This is a genomic window from Actinoalloteichus sp. AHMU CJ021 (assembly GCF_002895405.1).
Classification (GTDB): domain Bacteria; phylum Actinomycetota; class Actinomycetes; order Mycobacteriales; family Pseudonocardiaceae; genus Actinoalloteichus_B; species Actinoalloteichus_B caeruleus.
On record NZ_CP025990.1, the window covers coordinates 3,499,181 to 3,513,242 of the forward strand.

At 69.6% G+C, this 14,062-nt stretch carries 19 protein-coding genes and 2 pseudogenes; 9 read left to right on the forward strand and 12 right to left on the reverse strand.

Going from position 1 to position 14,062, the window contains the following annotated elements:
- Positions 1–56 precede the first annotated feature (56 nt).
- Positions 57–332, forward strand: coding sequence for a tyrosine-type recombinase/integrase (locus C1701_RS27430; protein WP_337661689.1), 276 nt, complete (start codon positions 57–59; stop codon positions 330–332).
- A 137-nt stretch (positions 333–469) separates the two neighbouring features.
- Here the strand turns inward: C1701_RS27430 and C1701_RS15075 are convergent, their stop codons facing one another.
- The 5 genes and pseudogenes from C1701_RS15075 to C1701_RS27445 form a co-directional block, all read right to left on the reverse strand.
- Positions 470–712 (reverse strand): hypothetical protein, encoded by a 243-nt coding sequence (locus tag C1701_RS15075; protein ID WP_103057056.1) that lies wholly within the window; start codon positions 710–712, stop codon positions 470–472.
- A gap of 14 nt (positions 713–726) precedes the next feature.
- Positions 727–1,053 (reverse strand): Fic family protein, encoded by a 327-nt coding sequence (locus C1701_RS15080; RefSeq protein WP_337661690.1) that lies wholly within the window; start codon positions 1,051–1,053, stop codon positions 727–729.
- A gap of 93 nt (positions 1,054–1,146) precedes the next feature.
- A pseudogene (locus C1701_RS27435) lies at positions 1,147–1,254 on the reverse strand (hypothetical protein); the annotation flags it as partial.
- Positions 1,255–1,792: 538 nt separating this feature from the next.
- Positions 1,793–2,089 carry a hypothetical protein gene (locus C1701_RS27440; protein WP_337661691.1) on the reverse strand — a complete coding sequence of 99 codons (297 nt, stop codon included), beginning with the start codon at positions 2,087–2,089 and terminating at the stop codon, positions 1,793–1,795.
- Positions 2,090–2,130: 41 nt separating this feature from the next.
- Positions 2,131–2,733, reverse strand: coding sequence for a type I-E CRISPR-associated protein Cas6/Cse3/CasE (locus C1701_RS27445; protein ID WP_337661692.1), 603 nt, complete (start codon positions 2,731–2,733; stop codon positions 2,131–2,133).
- A 201-nt stretch (positions 2,734–2,934) separates the two neighbouring features.
- On the opposite strand from C1701_RS27445, the gene C1701_RS15100 reads away from it, so the two are divergent.
- Genes C1701_RS15100 through C1701_RS15110 form a run of 3 tightly spaced genes read left to right on the forward strand, consistent with a single transcriptional unit; the run spans position 2,935 to position 4,770 of the window.
- Entirely contained in the window at positions 2,935–3,171 is a 237-nt protein-coding gene (locus tag C1701_RS15100) for a hypothetical protein (protein ID WP_337662298.1), read from the forward strand.
- A gap of 14 nt (positions 3,172–3,185) precedes the next feature.
- A complete protein-coding gene (locus C1701_RS15105) occupies positions 3,186–3,929 on the forward strand; it encodes an AAA family ATPase (RefSeq protein ID WP_103056059.1) in 744 nt (247 codons plus the stop codon).
- 55 nt (positions 3,930–3,984) lie between these two features.
- A complete protein-coding gene (locus tag C1701_RS15110) occupies positions 3,985–4,770 on the forward strand; it encodes an aminoglycoside phosphotransferase (protein ID WP_418153759.1) in 786 nt (261 codons plus the stop codon).
- Between the two features lie 217 nt (positions 4,771–4,987).
- Here C1701_RS15110 and C1701_RS27450 read toward each other — a convergent pair whose 3' ends face one another.
- The gene (locus C1701_RS27450) at positions 4,988–5,122 is read right to left on the reverse strand and encodes a hypothetical protein (RefSeq protein ID WP_337662323.1); all 135 of its coding nucleotides are present in this window, start codon (positions 5,120–5,122) and stop codon (positions 4,988–4,990) included.
- 171 nt (positions 5,123–5,293) lie between these two features.
- Positions 5,294–5,347, reverse strand: a pseudogene (locus C1701_RS27455) (hypothetical protein); the annotation flags it as partial.
- A 140-nt stretch (positions 5,348–5,487) separates the two neighbouring features.
- Here C1701_RS27455 and C1701_RS15120 point away from each other — a divergent pair.
- Positions 5,488–6,327, forward strand: coding sequence for a rhamnogalacturonan lyase family protein (locus C1701_RS15120; protein WP_337662299.1), 840 nt, complete (start codon positions 5,488–5,490; stop codon positions 6,325–6,327).
- A gap of 379 nt (positions 6,328–6,706) precedes the next feature.
- Here the strand turns inward: C1701_RS15120 and C1701_RS15125 are convergent, their stop codons facing one another.
- Positions 6,707–7,315, reverse strand: a complete 609-nt coding sequence (locus C1701_RS15125) for a DUF3558 domain-containing protein (protein ID WP_155886162.1) — start codon at positions 7,313–7,315, stop codon at positions 6,707–6,709.
- Between the two features lie 16 nt (positions 7,316–7,331).
- Positions 7,332–7,745 carry a hypothetical protein gene (locus tag C1701_RS15130; RefSeq protein WP_026419194.1) on the reverse strand — a complete coding sequence of 138 codons (414 nt, stop codon included), beginning with the start codon at positions 7,743–7,745 and terminating at the stop codon, positions 7,332–7,334.
- Positions 7,746–8,614: 869 nt separating this feature from the next.
- On the opposite strand from C1701_RS15130, the gene C1701_RS15140 reads away from it, so the two are divergent.
- On the forward strand, positions 8,615–9,325 hold the full coding sequence (locus C1701_RS15140; RefSeq protein WP_081893708.1) for a trimeric intracellular cation channel family protein: 711 nt from the start codon (positions 8,615–8,617) through the stop codon (positions 9,323–9,325).
- A gap of 137 nt (positions 9,326–9,462) precedes the next feature.
- Here the strand turns inward: C1701_RS15140 and C1701_RS15145 are convergent, their stop codons facing one another.
- Complete coding sequence (locus tag C1701_RS15145; RefSeq protein ID WP_026419193.1) at positions 9,463–10,053, reverse strand: rhodanese-like domain-containing protein; 591 nt, start codon at positions 10,051–10,053, stop codon at positions 9,463–9,465.
- Between the two features lie 410 nt (positions 10,054–10,463).
- Here C1701_RS15145 and C1701_RS15150 point away from each other — a divergent pair, with 410 nt between their 5' ends.
- Positions 10,464–11,753: a C39 family peptidase gene (locus C1701_RS15150; protein ID WP_103056061.1), complete on the forward strand. Its 1,290-nt coding sequence runs from the start codon at positions 10,464–10,466 to the stop codon at positions 11,751–11,753.
- Positions 11,754–11,813: 60 nt separating this feature from the next.
- Here C1701_RS15150 and C1701_RS27460 read toward each other — a convergent pair whose 3' ends face one another.
- Together C1701_RS27460 and C1701_RS27465 are read right to left on the reverse strand one after the other, a co-directional pair.
- Positions 11,814–12,149: a hypothetical protein gene (locus tag C1701_RS27460; RefSeq protein ID WP_337661693.1), complete on the reverse strand. Its 336-nt coding sequence runs from the start codon at positions 12,147–12,149 to the stop codon at positions 11,814–11,816.
- Between the two features lie 93 nt (positions 12,150–12,242).
- Positions 12,243–12,878: an RNA polymerase subunit sigma-70 gene (locus tag C1701_RS27465; protein WP_337661694.1), complete on the reverse strand. Its 636-nt coding sequence runs from the start codon at positions 12,876–12,878 to the stop codon at positions 12,243–12,245.
- 73 nt (positions 12,879–12,951) lie between these two features.
- Between C1701_RS27465 and C1701_RS15160 the strand changes: the two genes are divergently transcribed.
- Both C1701_RS15160 and C1701_RS15165 read left to right on the forward strand, forming a co-directional pair.
- Positions 12,952–13,311, forward strand: a complete 360-nt coding sequence (locus C1701_RS15160; protein WP_026419191.1) for a VOC family protein — start codon at positions 12,952–12,954, stop codon at positions 13,309–13,311.
- An 87-nt stretch (positions 13,312–13,398) separates the two neighbouring features.
- Complete coding sequence (locus tag C1701_RS15165; RefSeq protein WP_103057058.1) at positions 13,399–13,989, forward strand: DinB family protein; 591 nt, start codon at positions 13,399–13,401, stop codon at positions 13,987–13,989.
- Positions 13,990–14,062: the final 73 nt, after the last annotated feature.

Below are 14,062 nucleotides of genomic sequence, written 5' to 3' on the forward strand. Positions count from 1 at the left end.
CGAACGCCGCATCGCCCTCCCGACCGATGCCTCCACACCCTCAAGGAGCACAGGGAATGGCAGGACAAGGAGCGAGAGACAGCAGGATCGGACTGGAACGACAGCGGACTCGTTTTCACCACGCCGACGGGCCGCCTCTCGACCCTGCCAACTTCACCCGTCGCTTCCGCAGCTTCCTCAACCGGGCCGGGCTCCGACGCATCCGCTTCCACGACCTACGGCATTCGACCGCGACCCTGCTCCTGGAACAGGGCGTCGACCTCGTCGTCATCAAGGAGCTGTTGGGCCACGCACACATCGGCGTCACCACCGGCAAGCCATCGACACCCTGAACGGCGCCCTCGGCCCTGTCAACGACGACCCCGACGACCCACTCGCCGCGGCAGGCGTCCGCTGACGTTGCCGTCACCGTTGCCGTCAAACGGCACGAGGCCCTCCCGAAGAATTCGGGAGGGCCTCGCTTCAATGGCTATGAGATTTCCGCCAGCCATTCCCAGTCGCCGGGCCGGGAACGCAACCGGTTGAATCCCTGTTCGAGGCAGTCGCTCAGGCTGGAAGATTCAGCGCGGATAAATCCTTCGGGCCCCAGCCCCGGACCCGACATCACCAATGTCCAGGGCTCGCCACCTTCCGCCATCCTCTCGTCATCCACCTTAAGGATCACGGTGACGCCTGAGCGACCCAACTTCTCCATGAGCTGCTCGATATCCATTCCTTGCACTCCCATCAATAGCCCCTCAAAGCCGCCGAGATGTCACTGACGTCGTGTAGCTGACCTTTACCTACTCTGTCGATGACACTTCGGAGACCGGCAGAAGTGGGGCCACATGTAACGTTGTTACGTTCCATCAGCTGCTCTACGACAGCTTGAGCAGTGCGCTTGTTTCCGTTGTTGAACATGTGACCACCAGCGATATCACGAATCACGACGGCCGACTTATCCCAGAAGCTGTTGTAGCGACTGGCGTTAGCCATGGTGTTCGCGGGCGACCCACTCAGCAGGGTTTCGCCGCCAAAACCACGGTTGATATCGGCGATCTCGTCAGGAGTCACACCCACCTTGAAGCCGCCGGTCAGCGGGCAGTTGGAATTGTGAACCAGGACCGGAGTGTCGCCCGCCAGTACATAGTACGTGTGGGTGGCGTTGATGGTGAGGTTGTGGACGTGGTGGTGGGGGTAGGTGTGGGCGTGGGTGATGGTGGTGTGGTCGCCGGTGGGGGTGAGGAGGGTGTTTCCTCGGGTGCGGTCGGTGGCGTGGGTCCAGTGGCCGTGGTCGTCGACCCAGAAGGGGTGTTCGTCGGTGGCGGTGACGGTGCCCGGGCGCTACCTTGACACGGTAGAGGTCACTGGTTCAATCCCAGTATCGCCCACCAGTTATACATGGTGGTCAGAAGCCCCGTCGACGATCTTCGTCGGCGGGGTTTTCTGCGTCGTGGGAGGATTTTGGGAGGATCGGTTCTGAGCACTACCGGAACTGAGCTCTACTGGGTGATCTCCCACCGCCGGCTGAGCCTGGCCAAGATGTCGTCGATCATGACCCTCGTCACTCGCGCGTGCGATCGGTGGGCCCAGCCACGCGGCTGTCCGCCGTACCTGGCCGCACCACACCCCTTCCGCCGCCGGCCCGAGCACTGTTCCGTTCCCCTCGATCACCTTGTGGCGTGACTGCCTTCTCCCGCCCGACCTGACCGCCTCCATGCGCCCGACCTCGGTCCAGAGGGCGGCGGTTGACGTGCACCGTCAACTGATGGAGCCCGACGGCGCCTTGCCCACGCCGCGACCGACGTTGAGTTCATCGGAGAAGTGAGTCCGGCGTAGGAGGTCGACCATTCGGTTCCACCTCCGTTCTCCAGGCCGGCAGCGGGTCGCGGTGCCAGGTCACGCGACGACCACCAGGGCTTCGGCTCTCCGCGAGCAGGTTCACCGCGTGGTGGCTGATCGTGGTGCCGGGACCGAGCATGAGGACGCTCAGGGTCGCCGCCGGGATGTGGAAGGTCCCACGCTCGTCGCGGGAGGTGATGGCGTTGGCGTCGCGGTGGACGACGCAGTGTTCGAGGTAGACGAAGGTGAGCCGGTCCGTGGCTCGCACCAGGTGCGAGATGGGGACCGGCCTCGCCCCGGGGATTTCCGTCACGTCGGCCTGACCCGGGCCAGGGTGAGCAGACCGCACCCGTAGCCCTTGGCGGACCCGACACCGTGGGTCAGCGTCCGGCGGAACACGCCGGGGTCGGCGACCCGCAACCTGCCCTCGTAGGTGGCGAGGGTGAGGGTGACCGTGGTTCCCTGGCGGGCGAACCTGCCCATGATCCGGGAGGGCAGGTAGTTGCCGGACTGGGTGCCGCCCTTGCCGGCGATGAACACCTGGATGCCGGTGCCCGCGCTGTCGGTGTGCGCGTAGACCCCGCTGATCGTCACCGCCTCCCGAGCGGTGATCCGCACCGCCCGCGTGCCGGGCGGCAACGGCGGACTGGTCCACTCGCCGTCGGCCCGATCGGCCTGCCCCGACCGGTCGGGGATGACGCTGACCGGGGCGCCGCCGTCGACGGAGACCTCGAAGGACCCGTTGTTCGACCCCTGGCCGTGGAACACGGTGAGCAGGGTGGTGCCCGAGGGGAGGTCCCGTTCGATCCACTCACCACCGAGCAGCCGACGGGACCGGAAACCCAGGTCGGCGTCGACGCCGTCCGCCGTGCCGCCCCCGGCTGGGACGTGGCGGTGCCGGTTGGGGGACATTCTGGACGGGGATGTCATCCACGGCCGCTGATCGGCGCGGGCTCGGCGCCCCGCCGGCGGGTCACGCCCGACGGGCGTTCTCCGGCCAGATCACCACGACGGGGATCCCTCGTTGGCGGGCGGCGGCCACGACGTCCGCCGTGCGGCCCCGACCGTCGACAAGAAGTGGCGGTGGCCGCTGACGGCACCGTGTGGCCGTGTGTGTTCTCGCGCTGGCTGCCGGTCGGTAACGTGCGGGTCGCCCCCCTCGCCGAGATCCTGACCGGGCCGACGATGCTGAAGACCACAACGGTGCTGGCCGCGCACTTCTCGGCTCGCCCGTCGAACCCGTGCGTGCCCAACATGTGCGACCCACAGTGCGGGCCGAGCTGCAGCCCGGCGTGTGTCCCCGCGAACAACTGCGCACCGGTCGGTGCGTGCGTCCCGTCCGAATACTGATCAAGGACACACACATGCTCGCTCGCCGTGCGTACATCCCCGACGAACTGCTGTCTTCCGAGGTGGCCGACAGCTGGCCGCTCACCGTGCCGTGCGTGGCGCAGTTGGCTGAGCAAGGCATGGTGTTCGACAAGCCGATCACGTTCCTGGTCGGGGAGAACGGTTCGGGGAAGTCCACCCTTGTCGAGGCGTTCGCCGAGGCGTGGGGCCTGGACGCGCGCGGCGGGCGGGCAGGGCGCAAGTACGTCAACGACCGGCCGAAAACCGCCCTCGGTGAACTGATCCGCTGGGAGACCACCAGTGCGGGCGCGCGACACAAGAGCGGAACGCGAACCAAGCGCCGAGGGTACTTCCTGCGCGCCGAAACCGCGTTCGGCTTCATGGAGGCCGTGAGCGGGATGCGTGGCTACTGGGAGGAGGACACCAGCGAAATGAGCCACGGCGAGGGGTTCCTCACCGTGCTGGCGAACATGTTCCGCGAGCCCGGCTTCTACCTCATGGACGAGCCTGAGGCGGCGCTGTCTTTCAAGTCCTGCCTCAGGCTGGTCAACCTCCTGTATGACCTCGGCCAATCCGGCGCTCAGGTCATCTGTGCGACGCACTCGCCGGTCCTTGCGGCCACCCCCGGCGCCGACATCATCGAAGTGGGCGATGACGGTTTCCAGCGCATCGAGTGGGAAGACCTCGACCTGGTCGACCACTGGCGTCGGTACATGAACAATCCCACCGCCTACCTGCGGTACATCACCGACGAGTGAGAGGGAGCCGGTGGTGGTCGACACCAGCGAAGCCGACGCACGATTCAGGCAGTGGATGCACGGCAATCTTGACCGCGCCGCGGAACGCTTCGGCGTAGTCGTCATCGGCGAGCCGCTGCTCGGCTGGCTCGACCGGTCGATCAGCGCGCCGGTCCGCAAAGGTGGCGCCGATTACTGGCTGCGCGTCGTCTCCGAGGACAAACAGTGGATCGGGGGCGACTTCTGGACCGGGAATGTCGACGCGAACGTGGTGACCGGCCTTGCCAAACCACGCGTGCTCGACGTCTTCGAGTGGGAGGAATGGCGTCAGCAACGCGCCGAGATCATGACCCGGTTGCCGGGCTCCCCCTGCTCGCCCACGGACGCACTGCGTGCCGAGGTCGATCTTGCCGACGAGTGGTGGACGGAGCTGCGTCATACCGTGGACGTCATCGCGACGACTCCGACCGAGCGTGTCAACAGCACTCAGGACAAGGTCGCCGATCGCATCGTGCACCGATTCGGCGACGCGGTCGACCCCGCCGTGCCCGCGTGGGAGACCGTGCACGGTGATGTGCACTGGGCAAACCTGTTCGGCCCGCGGTTCGGCCTGCTCGACTGGGAACTGTGGGGGCGTGGACCCGTGGGCACCGATGCGGCAACTCTGCTCTGCTACAGCCTCTTGGTGCCCACGATCGCGCAACGAGTTCACAAGGTCTTCGCCGACGTGCTCGACACCGAGGCGGGGCGGTTCGCGCAGCTCTACGTCATCGCTCGACTGTCTCGCCGGACCGACAGCGGCGAGTTCCCCGACCTCGCAGGGCCACTCGAACGGCGCGCGCGAGCACTGCTCAATCCTTGACCGCCCCCGTAGGAAGCCGCGCGGCCGGAGTTCGCCCGCCCGAACTCAGCTCCACACGCGAGGAACCGAGGTCAGTCGTCCGACGGCGAGCTGGTGTCCGGATAGGTCGGCGTCCGAGCCGAGGAGCACGGACCAGGGTGACGGTGCCGGTCCTGGACCTCCAGGCCGGGATGCCCACGGCCGTTGATCGGCGCGGGCTCGGCGCCCCGCCGGCGGGTCACGCCCGACGGGCGTTCTCCGGCCAGATCACCACGACGGGGATCCCTCGTTCCGGCCCCGTCCCGAAGCCGGGTGGGAGTGTGCGGTCGGAGCCGGCGGGGGCCAGTACCCGCCGCGGTTCCCCAACGTCCATGGGGTGTCTCCTCCGACCGGGACGCGGGGGCGTTCTCCCCGGCGGGCAGGGAGAGTGAGGGAGAGGGCGGCCCTTCGCGCCTTGGTTGTCCCCTGCCTGGTGCGGGACACCGCGCAGCCGGGCGAGTGCCCGCGCGGTCTGGCTCGTGACCGTGCCCCTGGAGGCCCAGAGGGCCGTGGCGGTCCGTTCTTCCGTCAGGTGCTCGGAGAAGCGGAGCACGATCACCGCCCGCTGTCGGGCGGCAGCGTGGCCCGCGCGCGTGACCTCGTCGGGCCGGACCAGCTCGGGTTCTGGTCCATGTTCGCCCCCGTCCTCCCACGGCGTCTCCCGGCCCCCCTCGGGAGAGGTGGCGCCAGCGGTTGGCCGTGGCGTTGGCGAGCGTCGCCCGCGCGTGGGCCCCAGGGGAACCGGCGACGCAGGACCTCGGCTTCCACCTGTTCCGCGACGGCCGGAAGATCAACCGCCAGCCCATCCGCTCCAGCACCAACTTCCTCGATCCCGACGGTGCCCCCGGGGCCACCTACGAGCTGCTGCCACTCGGCCAGGGTGGGCGCGCCGCGTCGGAGACGACCACCGCCCTGGCCGAGGCGCACTTCGACATCCCGCTGAACAAGCCCGAAGGCGGCACGACCCCGGACGGGGGCGAGTTCGAGTACCGGATCAACGACGCCAGCGTCGGCGACCTCAACGGCGACGGCCAGTACGACATCGTCGTCAAGTGGGAGCCCACCAACGCGCAGGACAACTCCCGGTCCGGCTACACCGGTGAGGTGTTCCTCGACGCCTACACCCTCGAGGGCGAACAGCTCTGGCGGCTCGGGCTCGGACCCAACATCCGCGCCGGAGCGCACTACACGCAGTTCCTGGTGTACGACTTCGACGGTGACGGCCGCGCCGAGGTTGTCCTGCGCACCGCCGACGGCGCGGTGGACGGCCTCGGCCAGGTCATCGGCGACCCCGACGCGGACTACCGGAACTCCTCCGGCTACGTCCTCACCGGCCCGGAGTTCCTGACCGTTTTCGACGGGCTCACCGGTGAGGCGGTGGAAACCGTCGACTTCGAGCCGGCACGCGGCGACATCTGCCAGTGGGGTGACTGCTACGGCAACCGGGGTGACCGGTTCCTCGCCGCCGTCGCCTACCTGGACGGTGATCGTAGGCCTCCATGCGGTCACCGTGCCCGGTCCAGCTGGAGGGGAGGATGACCTCGAACCCCTCCTTCTTGGGCTCGTCCTGCCCCTCGGGGATGTTCAGGACGGCGACATTGCGGCTGGTGCTTTGGGAGGAGACGCCGGAGCCGATCGCCTGTGCTTGGTCCTTGGCCTGTTCCGCGTAGGTGACCAGGGGGAGGGTGGCGGCTCGTGAGGTGTCGGCCGCTTCTCCCTGGTGGGCGTCGGCTGCTCGGGCGAGGGAGGTTTTGATGTGGTCGGCGAGTTCTGCGAAGCGGATGGAGACGTCGCTCCACTCGCCGTAGACGTCGCTGGCGTTTCCGCCGTGGCCTTCCCCGGTAATGTCCTGCCGGAGTTGTTTCGCGTTCTTGCCAGCGAAGGTCTCACACGTCGTCTCGAGGTGCATGATGTCCCCTTAGGAAGCCGCTGGCAGTTCGGCGATCACTGCCTCGGTGAATTCGATCGCGGCCTGGCACGCGTCGAAATCGTCAAGCGTGTTCCGAACGAAGTTTGTGTTCAAGTACTGGTCGTCAGCGATTCCGGTGTACAGCACGCATCGCGATTCATCCTCGATGGTGTGGGCGTGTACCGCCGGGTATTCTCCGACCATCATCTCGTCGAAGACGCCGTACCTGTCGCGGATCTGGTAGATCCATGACAGCCCGCCGTCTTCGGTGTTCGCGCGTAGGGTGGCTCTGCTGCCCTCGTGTTCAGTGGAGTCCCAGGTGCAGCTGTTCTCAAAGCCGGTCCGGGCTGAACCTGCGTCGTACCCCATAGCGCTGACTTCCTGGTCGGAGATCAGGGCGCACGGCTCGATATCGGTCGCGTCGAGTGGGGTCGAGACGGGTGGCGCGAGTAGCTCCGTCTCACGTGGAAACTCCTCGGTCAGACTCGGGGCCGCAGTGCTCTCGGTGGTAGCGTCAGTGGTGTCTGGCTCCGAGGCATCCTCGGTCGAGCAGGAGGCGAGAACCAAGGCGGCCGCCAGGAGCAGTGCGCCCATGACACTACTGCTGTGTTTCTGCACGAAAGTTCTCCTTACCTCAGATGGCGACGTAGTCGCCGCCGGATCGACGACCGTTGTTCAGGGCCTGTCGTTCCCAGTAGTCCGGAGGCAGACTGACCTGGCTGACCTCGCCGTCGTACTCAGGTAGCGTGGCGGACTGCTCGAGCTCCAGGTACTCCCGAAGCATTTCCTCGAAAGCAAAGATGGTGTTGTCGAGCTCAGCACGGAGCTTGGCTGCGGTCGCGGCGAGTGATCCTTCGCCTGGGTCGCCCCCCAGCCGAGCGAGCTGATCTCCCGCGTTCATGCTCACGCCGTCGTCACCCCGCGTGGAGCGCTTCGCGGAGATGGCAATTCCCCGGTCTTCCAACTCCGCGACAACCTCCCGTGCTTCCTTGAGTTCCGCGATGGCCCGAGGCAGGGCCTCGGGGTCCACTTCGTAACTGCCGCTCACGGCGGTTCCTCCCCAGGAGATCCTCAACCAACAGCACACTGTGCGGGCGCCCGAGGCTGCTCGGGCCTCGCTGGCCCGCACACCCCCTCGCGTCAGACCCTCGGCGACACCGCCGGGTCAAACAGAACGGTAGCAGCGTCGGCGGTCCCGACAGGGGGGAAACCGACCAAGCTGCCGCAGCCCTGTGGGAGGACCCGGGCGGAGCCTCCACAGGATGTGTGACGCCCGCGGATTCGAGCCTTCGGGAGGGGCGGTGTCTGTTGCGGGCTGGTCGCCCACGACCAGCAGCGGCCCGTGGGCGGCAAGTGTGTCGAACAGGGCCCGGAGTTGGGGTTGTTGGGTAGTGGCCGGTCGTGCAGCCGAGTCCAGGCCCACGGCGTGGCGGGAGTCCTTCCCGACGTCGAGACCGAGGAACACGCCGACGTTGCTGGTCATGCGGGTTCTGCCGTTCGTTGTGGGTGGTCACCGGTCGGGCATCGAGCGCCGACACCCCCGTGACGACGAGACCGACCGTGGTGGTGGCCGTGTCCCCTGTCAGCGGTCCCTCGATGCCACCAGGTCTGGTGACACCGCCCATGGGATCATGGGTTCGCCTGGGGCGTGAGTCATGCCGGACCTGGGGACCACGGCTCCTGGCCAGGAGCAATGAAAAGGTAACGGGGAACGGCGTCCTTCTGGGACGCTCCTGCCCCGGGGCGCGCCGCGCCGACCGGGCGGGTGCCTCCCCGGCCTCGCGGGCGAGTCGACCGCTCGCCTCCCGGCTGGTCGCTCCGTGGGACACTCGCGGGCGCCAACAGCCCTCCTGCCACCGCACCGCGTCGTCCAGGTCGTGGGGGCGATCGTGACGGTGCGGGGAGAACGGACGAGACGTGAGCGGAACCACCTCGATCGTCGCCCTCGAAGGGCTCACCCGGACGGTCGACCTGATCGGTGTGGGCGCGAACGCGGTGCTCGGCGGGATGTTGGCCCGCTCGCGGAACTTCGACGCGGTCGGGTTCCTGGTCCTCGCGATCGTGTCCGGTCTCGGTGGTGGTCTGATCAGGGACACCCTGCTCCAGCAGGGCACCCCGGTGGCCCTGACCGACTACGCCTACCTGCTGACCGCGCTGGGCGGGGCGCTGGTGGCGTTCCTCCTCCAGTTCGAGCACCGGGTGTTGTGGCGGAGGGGGTTCCCGGTCGTGGACGCGGCCGCCGTGGGCTGTTGGGCGGCGGCCGGCGCCGGGAAGACGCTCGACGCGGGGCTGGGCTGGCTGCCGGCGGTGCTGCTCGGCACGATCACCGCCGTCGGCGGCGGGATGACACGGGACATCATGCTCGGTCAGATCCCCAGGATCTTCGGCGGCGGTCCGCTGTACGCGACGTGCGCCGCGATCGCGAGCGGGGCGTTGGTCGTCCTCGCCGGCCTGGGCCTCCGGGAGATCGGGGTCCTGGCGGCGCTCCTGCTCGGCACCGGGCTGTGCCTGGTGTCCCAGTGGCGGGGTTGGACCGCGCCGAGAGGCCGGACGTGGGGCGGGGGTCGCGCGGGCCCGCCGGAGGGCTCCGGACCGCCCGAGGGACCTCCCCCCGCGCCGGGCTCGTAGGGGCGGTCGGCCACCGCCACGTCGAGCGGGCCGCCTCCCGGAAACCCACCCACCACCCGATCCGGGGCCGCCCGACCACCCACCGCCGCGCGCACCACACCGGGCGAGCCGGGCCCGCCCGGGTCACCGCTCGCGGATCAACTCCGTGCGGAACGGCCCGCGCCCAGCACCTCCCCGATCCGGCTCGGTGCCGGCTCCCCCGCCCGGTTGTAGGGCAGGAGCCGCAACACCCGGGCGAGACCGCAGGTGTTCGTGAGACCGGCGAAGGCCAGTCCGCCTCCGACGAAGGCGGCCAGCCAGCGCCAGCGGGGCCACCGCAGGCTCGCGAGCACCGACGCCAGCACGACGCTGCCCGCCGTCAGCCGGACCTGGCGTTCCAGGTCCCACCGGGCCCGGCCACGCGTCACGGCGTGACCGTTGGCCGTCCACTCGCCGATCCCCCCGTCGAGCACCGTGACGTTGCCCAGGCCCGCCTCCGCCAGCAGCCCGCGCGCCTGCCGCGCGCGGGTGCCGGTCGCGCAGATCAGCACCACGGGGTCGTCGTGGACGTCCCGCAGTTGGGCCCGGTGCCGCCGGAGCAGGTCGAGCGGAAGGTTGTGGCTTCCGGGAACCCGCACCGTCTCGAACTCCGACGCGGTCCGGACGTCGACCAACCGCACGTCGGGATCGGCCGCGACCAGGCGCTCCACATTTGCCGCGTGCAGCAACATCTCTTCAGTGCTCGTCACTCGAAGCTCTCCGTCTCTTCCCGTTCTCCGAACGTCGGGCGGAGGCACGCCACGGTTCGCCCCCGCGCGGCGTGCGCGCCACCACGTTCCCGCGTGGCCCCGACGTTCCCCTCGTCGCGGGCCGGTGGTCCCCGCATCCAGGGTGCCGGCTGCCCGAAGCCGCTTCAATACGCCGTCGGGTTGGCCCTCCAGCGTGGACCTTCATCCGATCGGACACAAACTATCGGGTGAAACCAGGACGAAGAGCGGCGGAGAGATCCGTGGTGGTCACCGCCGTCCGCCGATCGCTCGTCCCGCTGACGGCGGACCGTTGGTCCAGGGACCCACCGGTTGCGGGATTTACAGGGAAGCGGGACAACTTGAAAGCTGGTCACATCAGTCCCTGCCCGTCCCGCGCCCGAGGAGTGCCCGTGACCGGAACGTCGTTCTCACGCCGGAGCCGTCGGGGGCTCGCCGCCCTGGTGGGACTCACCCTGCTCACCCCCACCGCCACACCGGCCCAGGCCGGGGAGGCGTCCCGGAACCGGCAGGAGCCGGTCATCGCCTACCACGAGTGGAGGTCGGCGGCCGACCTGACGCGCGGCGAACTGGACGGGACCACGGCCGCTCCCGACGGCGGCGCCCTCGTCGTGGGCACACCGGTCGGAACCGTCGACCGGGACGGCCCCGGCGGCACCCGTACCTACGAGTACGCGACCTGGACATCCCCCGAACGGCGGGACGACCTGGCGGCGACCGAGCTGGTCCCGTCGTGGAACGCGGTCACGCCGGCCGGGACCTGGCTGCGCGTCGAGGTGCGGGCCGTCACCGCACAGGGCGGGCGCACCGGCTGGTACTCCCTCGGCGACTGGGCGTCCGGTGACAGCCACATCCTGCGCACCACGGTGCCCGGGCAGTCCGACTCGCACGCCCGCGTCAACGTGGACACCCTCGTCGCGGCCGGAGCGACCCGCTTCGACGGCTACCAGCTGAGGGTCACGCTGTACCGGGAGGCGGGGAGCGACCTCACCCCCGAGCTGGTGATGGCGGGGGCGATGGTGTCCGACGTCCCCACGCGGTCGGAGGTCCCCACCGGCCCCGGCGCCGGCGCGTGGGGGACGGAACTCGCGGTGCCCCGGTACTCGCAGAACGTGCACCGGGGGAAGTACCCCGAGTACGGGGGCGGGGGCGAGGTCTGGTGCAGCCCGACCTCCACGACGATGCTGCTCGAGTACTGGGGAGTCGGGCCCACCGAGGAGGACCTGTCCTGGATCGAGGACGGCTACGTCGACCCGCAGGTGGCCCACGCGGCCCGCCACACCTACGACCACGACTACGCGGGCGCCGGGAACTGGCCGTTCAACACCGCCTACGCGGCCCACTTCGGCCTGCGCGCCCACGTCACGCGGCTGGCATCCATCACGGAGTTGGAGGAGCACATCATGGCGGGTATCCCCGTCATCACCTCCGTGTCGTTCCGGGCGGACGAGTTGGACGGCGCCGGGTACGGCACGAACGGCCACCTGTTCGTCGTCGTCGGTTTCGACGACGAGGGGAACGTGATCGTCAACGACCCGGCCTCCCCCGACAACGAGGCGGTGCGCCGCGTATACGACCGCGACCAGTTCAACACCGTCTGGCTGCGCACCCAACGCGAGGGCGGCAGCGGGCCCGGGGGCATCGCCTACGTCATCCGCGACGCGGACACGCCGTTGCCGTGACACCCGGGCCGCCCGGCCCGGTGGCGGCCGACGGCGCGGGAAGGGCCAGCCGGCTCGGGGTCACGTCGTCGCCTCCTCCGGCGGCGGTTCCCACACGGGTGGCAGCCCGAACGGCGGGAAGTGCTCGGCACCCAGGAACGAGGTGAGACCGGCGATGCGGTCGCCACGCAGGGACAGCACGGTGACGGACCAGGCGCGGTGGACCACCGCCTCCTCCTCCCGCAGGTAGAACGCCACCGCCGGCTGCCCGTTCGCCGTCGTCCTCCGGTAGCGCCACGAGCCGCAGGACGACAGCGGCACCCGGACGGCGAAACCCATCACCGCGTCCCTGCCCGCGTACCAGTCCTCCAGCGGGGGCATCGACCAGGTGACGTCCTCGGTGAGCAGCGCCACCAACGCCCGAGCGTCCCCCCGTTCCAGCGCCTCGGCGTAGGAGGTGACGATCTCCCGGACCTCGCCGTCACCCAGGGCGCGCAGGGTGCGCGACTGTCAGACGGGGGGAACCCTCGTCGACACCGCGAGACGCGCTCGCTGGAGGGCGCTGTTCACCGAAGCCGTCGAGGTGCCCATCATGGACGCGACCTCGGCGGCGGAGTAGCCGAGCACCTCCACGAGCAGCAACGCGGCCCGTTGGTTCCCCGGCAGGTGCTGCAGCGCGGCGACGAAGGCGAGTTCCACGGCCTCGCGCTGGTCGTACCGGGCTTCGGGTCCGGAGGCCACACCCTCCGGCACGCCGTGCGGGTAGGGCTCCAGCCAGGCCACCTCGGCACCGGACGACCCCGGTGTCGCGTTCGTGTTCGCCGGGCCGAGGTCCACCGGCAGCGCCCTGCGTCGGCGTCCGGCGAGCTGGTCCAGGCAGGCGCGGGTGGTGACCGTGTAGAGCCAGGAGCGCAGCGACGCCCGTTCCTCGAAACGCGACAGCCCCCGCCAGGCCCGCAGCATGGCCTCCTGGATCGCGTCGTCGGCGTCGTGCGTGGAGCCGAGCAGGCGGTAGCAGTGCGCGTGGAGCTCGGGCCGCAGGGGCCGCACGAGGCGGGTGAAGGCGTCCTGGTCGCCGTTCCGGGCGAGGACCAGGTCCGGTTCCCGCGCGCTTGTCACCGAACCGGGACCGGGAGGGCGCGTCACGACCGATGATTCTGCCGCACGCCGTCGGTCTCCCTTCCGGAACCACCACACCAAGCCATCGGAGGGCAGCGACATGACAGCTGGGCAGCACGCGGAACCACCGGTCTGGTTCGACATCTCCAGTCACGACGCTCCTCGCGCACGGCGCTTCTACCGGGAGATGTTCGACTGGCCGATCCGGGAGATCGACGGCGGCTACGCGCTCGTCGGTGAGGACGACGGCCCCGTCGGAGGCATCGGTCAGGCCGGCCCTGGCAGCCCGTACACCGGGATCACGGTCTACTTCCGGGTGGCGGACGTCGACTCGGCCCTGGCCAGGGCGGAGCGGCTGGGCGGGACCCCGGTCCTGGAACCGGTCGACGTACCGGGGCAGGGCCGCATCGCCGCGTTCTCCGACCCGGATGGCCACGTCGTCGGGCTGTCGAGCGGCTGAGCCCGGCCCTCCTCCCCTACCGGGCGGAAGGCGGCCCGTCTCCCGCCCGCTCCCCGAGCACCACGAATGGAACCGGAAGGTGACCACATGAACTCGGACCACGCGAAGCACGATCTGCTCCGTCTGCTCGACGAGGCACGGGAGACGATGCTCTGGAAGTTGGAGGGGCTGTCCGAGTACGACGCCCGCCGGCCGGTGACGCCGACCGGGACCAACCTGCTCGGGTTGGTCAAACACGTCACGTCCGTGGAGATCGGTTACCTCGGGTACGCCTTCGGCCGCCCCTACCCCGAACAGCTGGACTGGATCGGCCCCGAGGCGGAACCGAACGCCGACATGTGGGCGACCGAGGCGGAGTCCCGCGAGGAGGTCGTCTCCCGGTACGGCCGGGTGCGGGCCCACTCGGACGTCACCATCCACGAGTGCGACCTGGACACCCCGGGCCACGTGCCGTGGTGGCCGGCGGACCAGGCGACGGTCACCCTGCACCAGGTGCTGGCGCACGTGGTGGCGGAGGTCCACCGGCACGCGGGTCACGCGGACGTCGTGCGTGAGCTGCTCGACGGTGACGTGGGCCGGCTGCCGGGGAAGGAGGACGTCGCCGCCGGCTCTCCGGAGCGGTGGTCGGCGTACCACGCGCGCCTGGTCGAGGTCGCGGAGGGCTTCCGCCGGCGCTGAGAGCGGGTGGCCGCCGTCGTTCACCCCGTGGGCGGCGGCGGTCAGCGCACCCGGTCTGGTTCGGAGGGCGCTC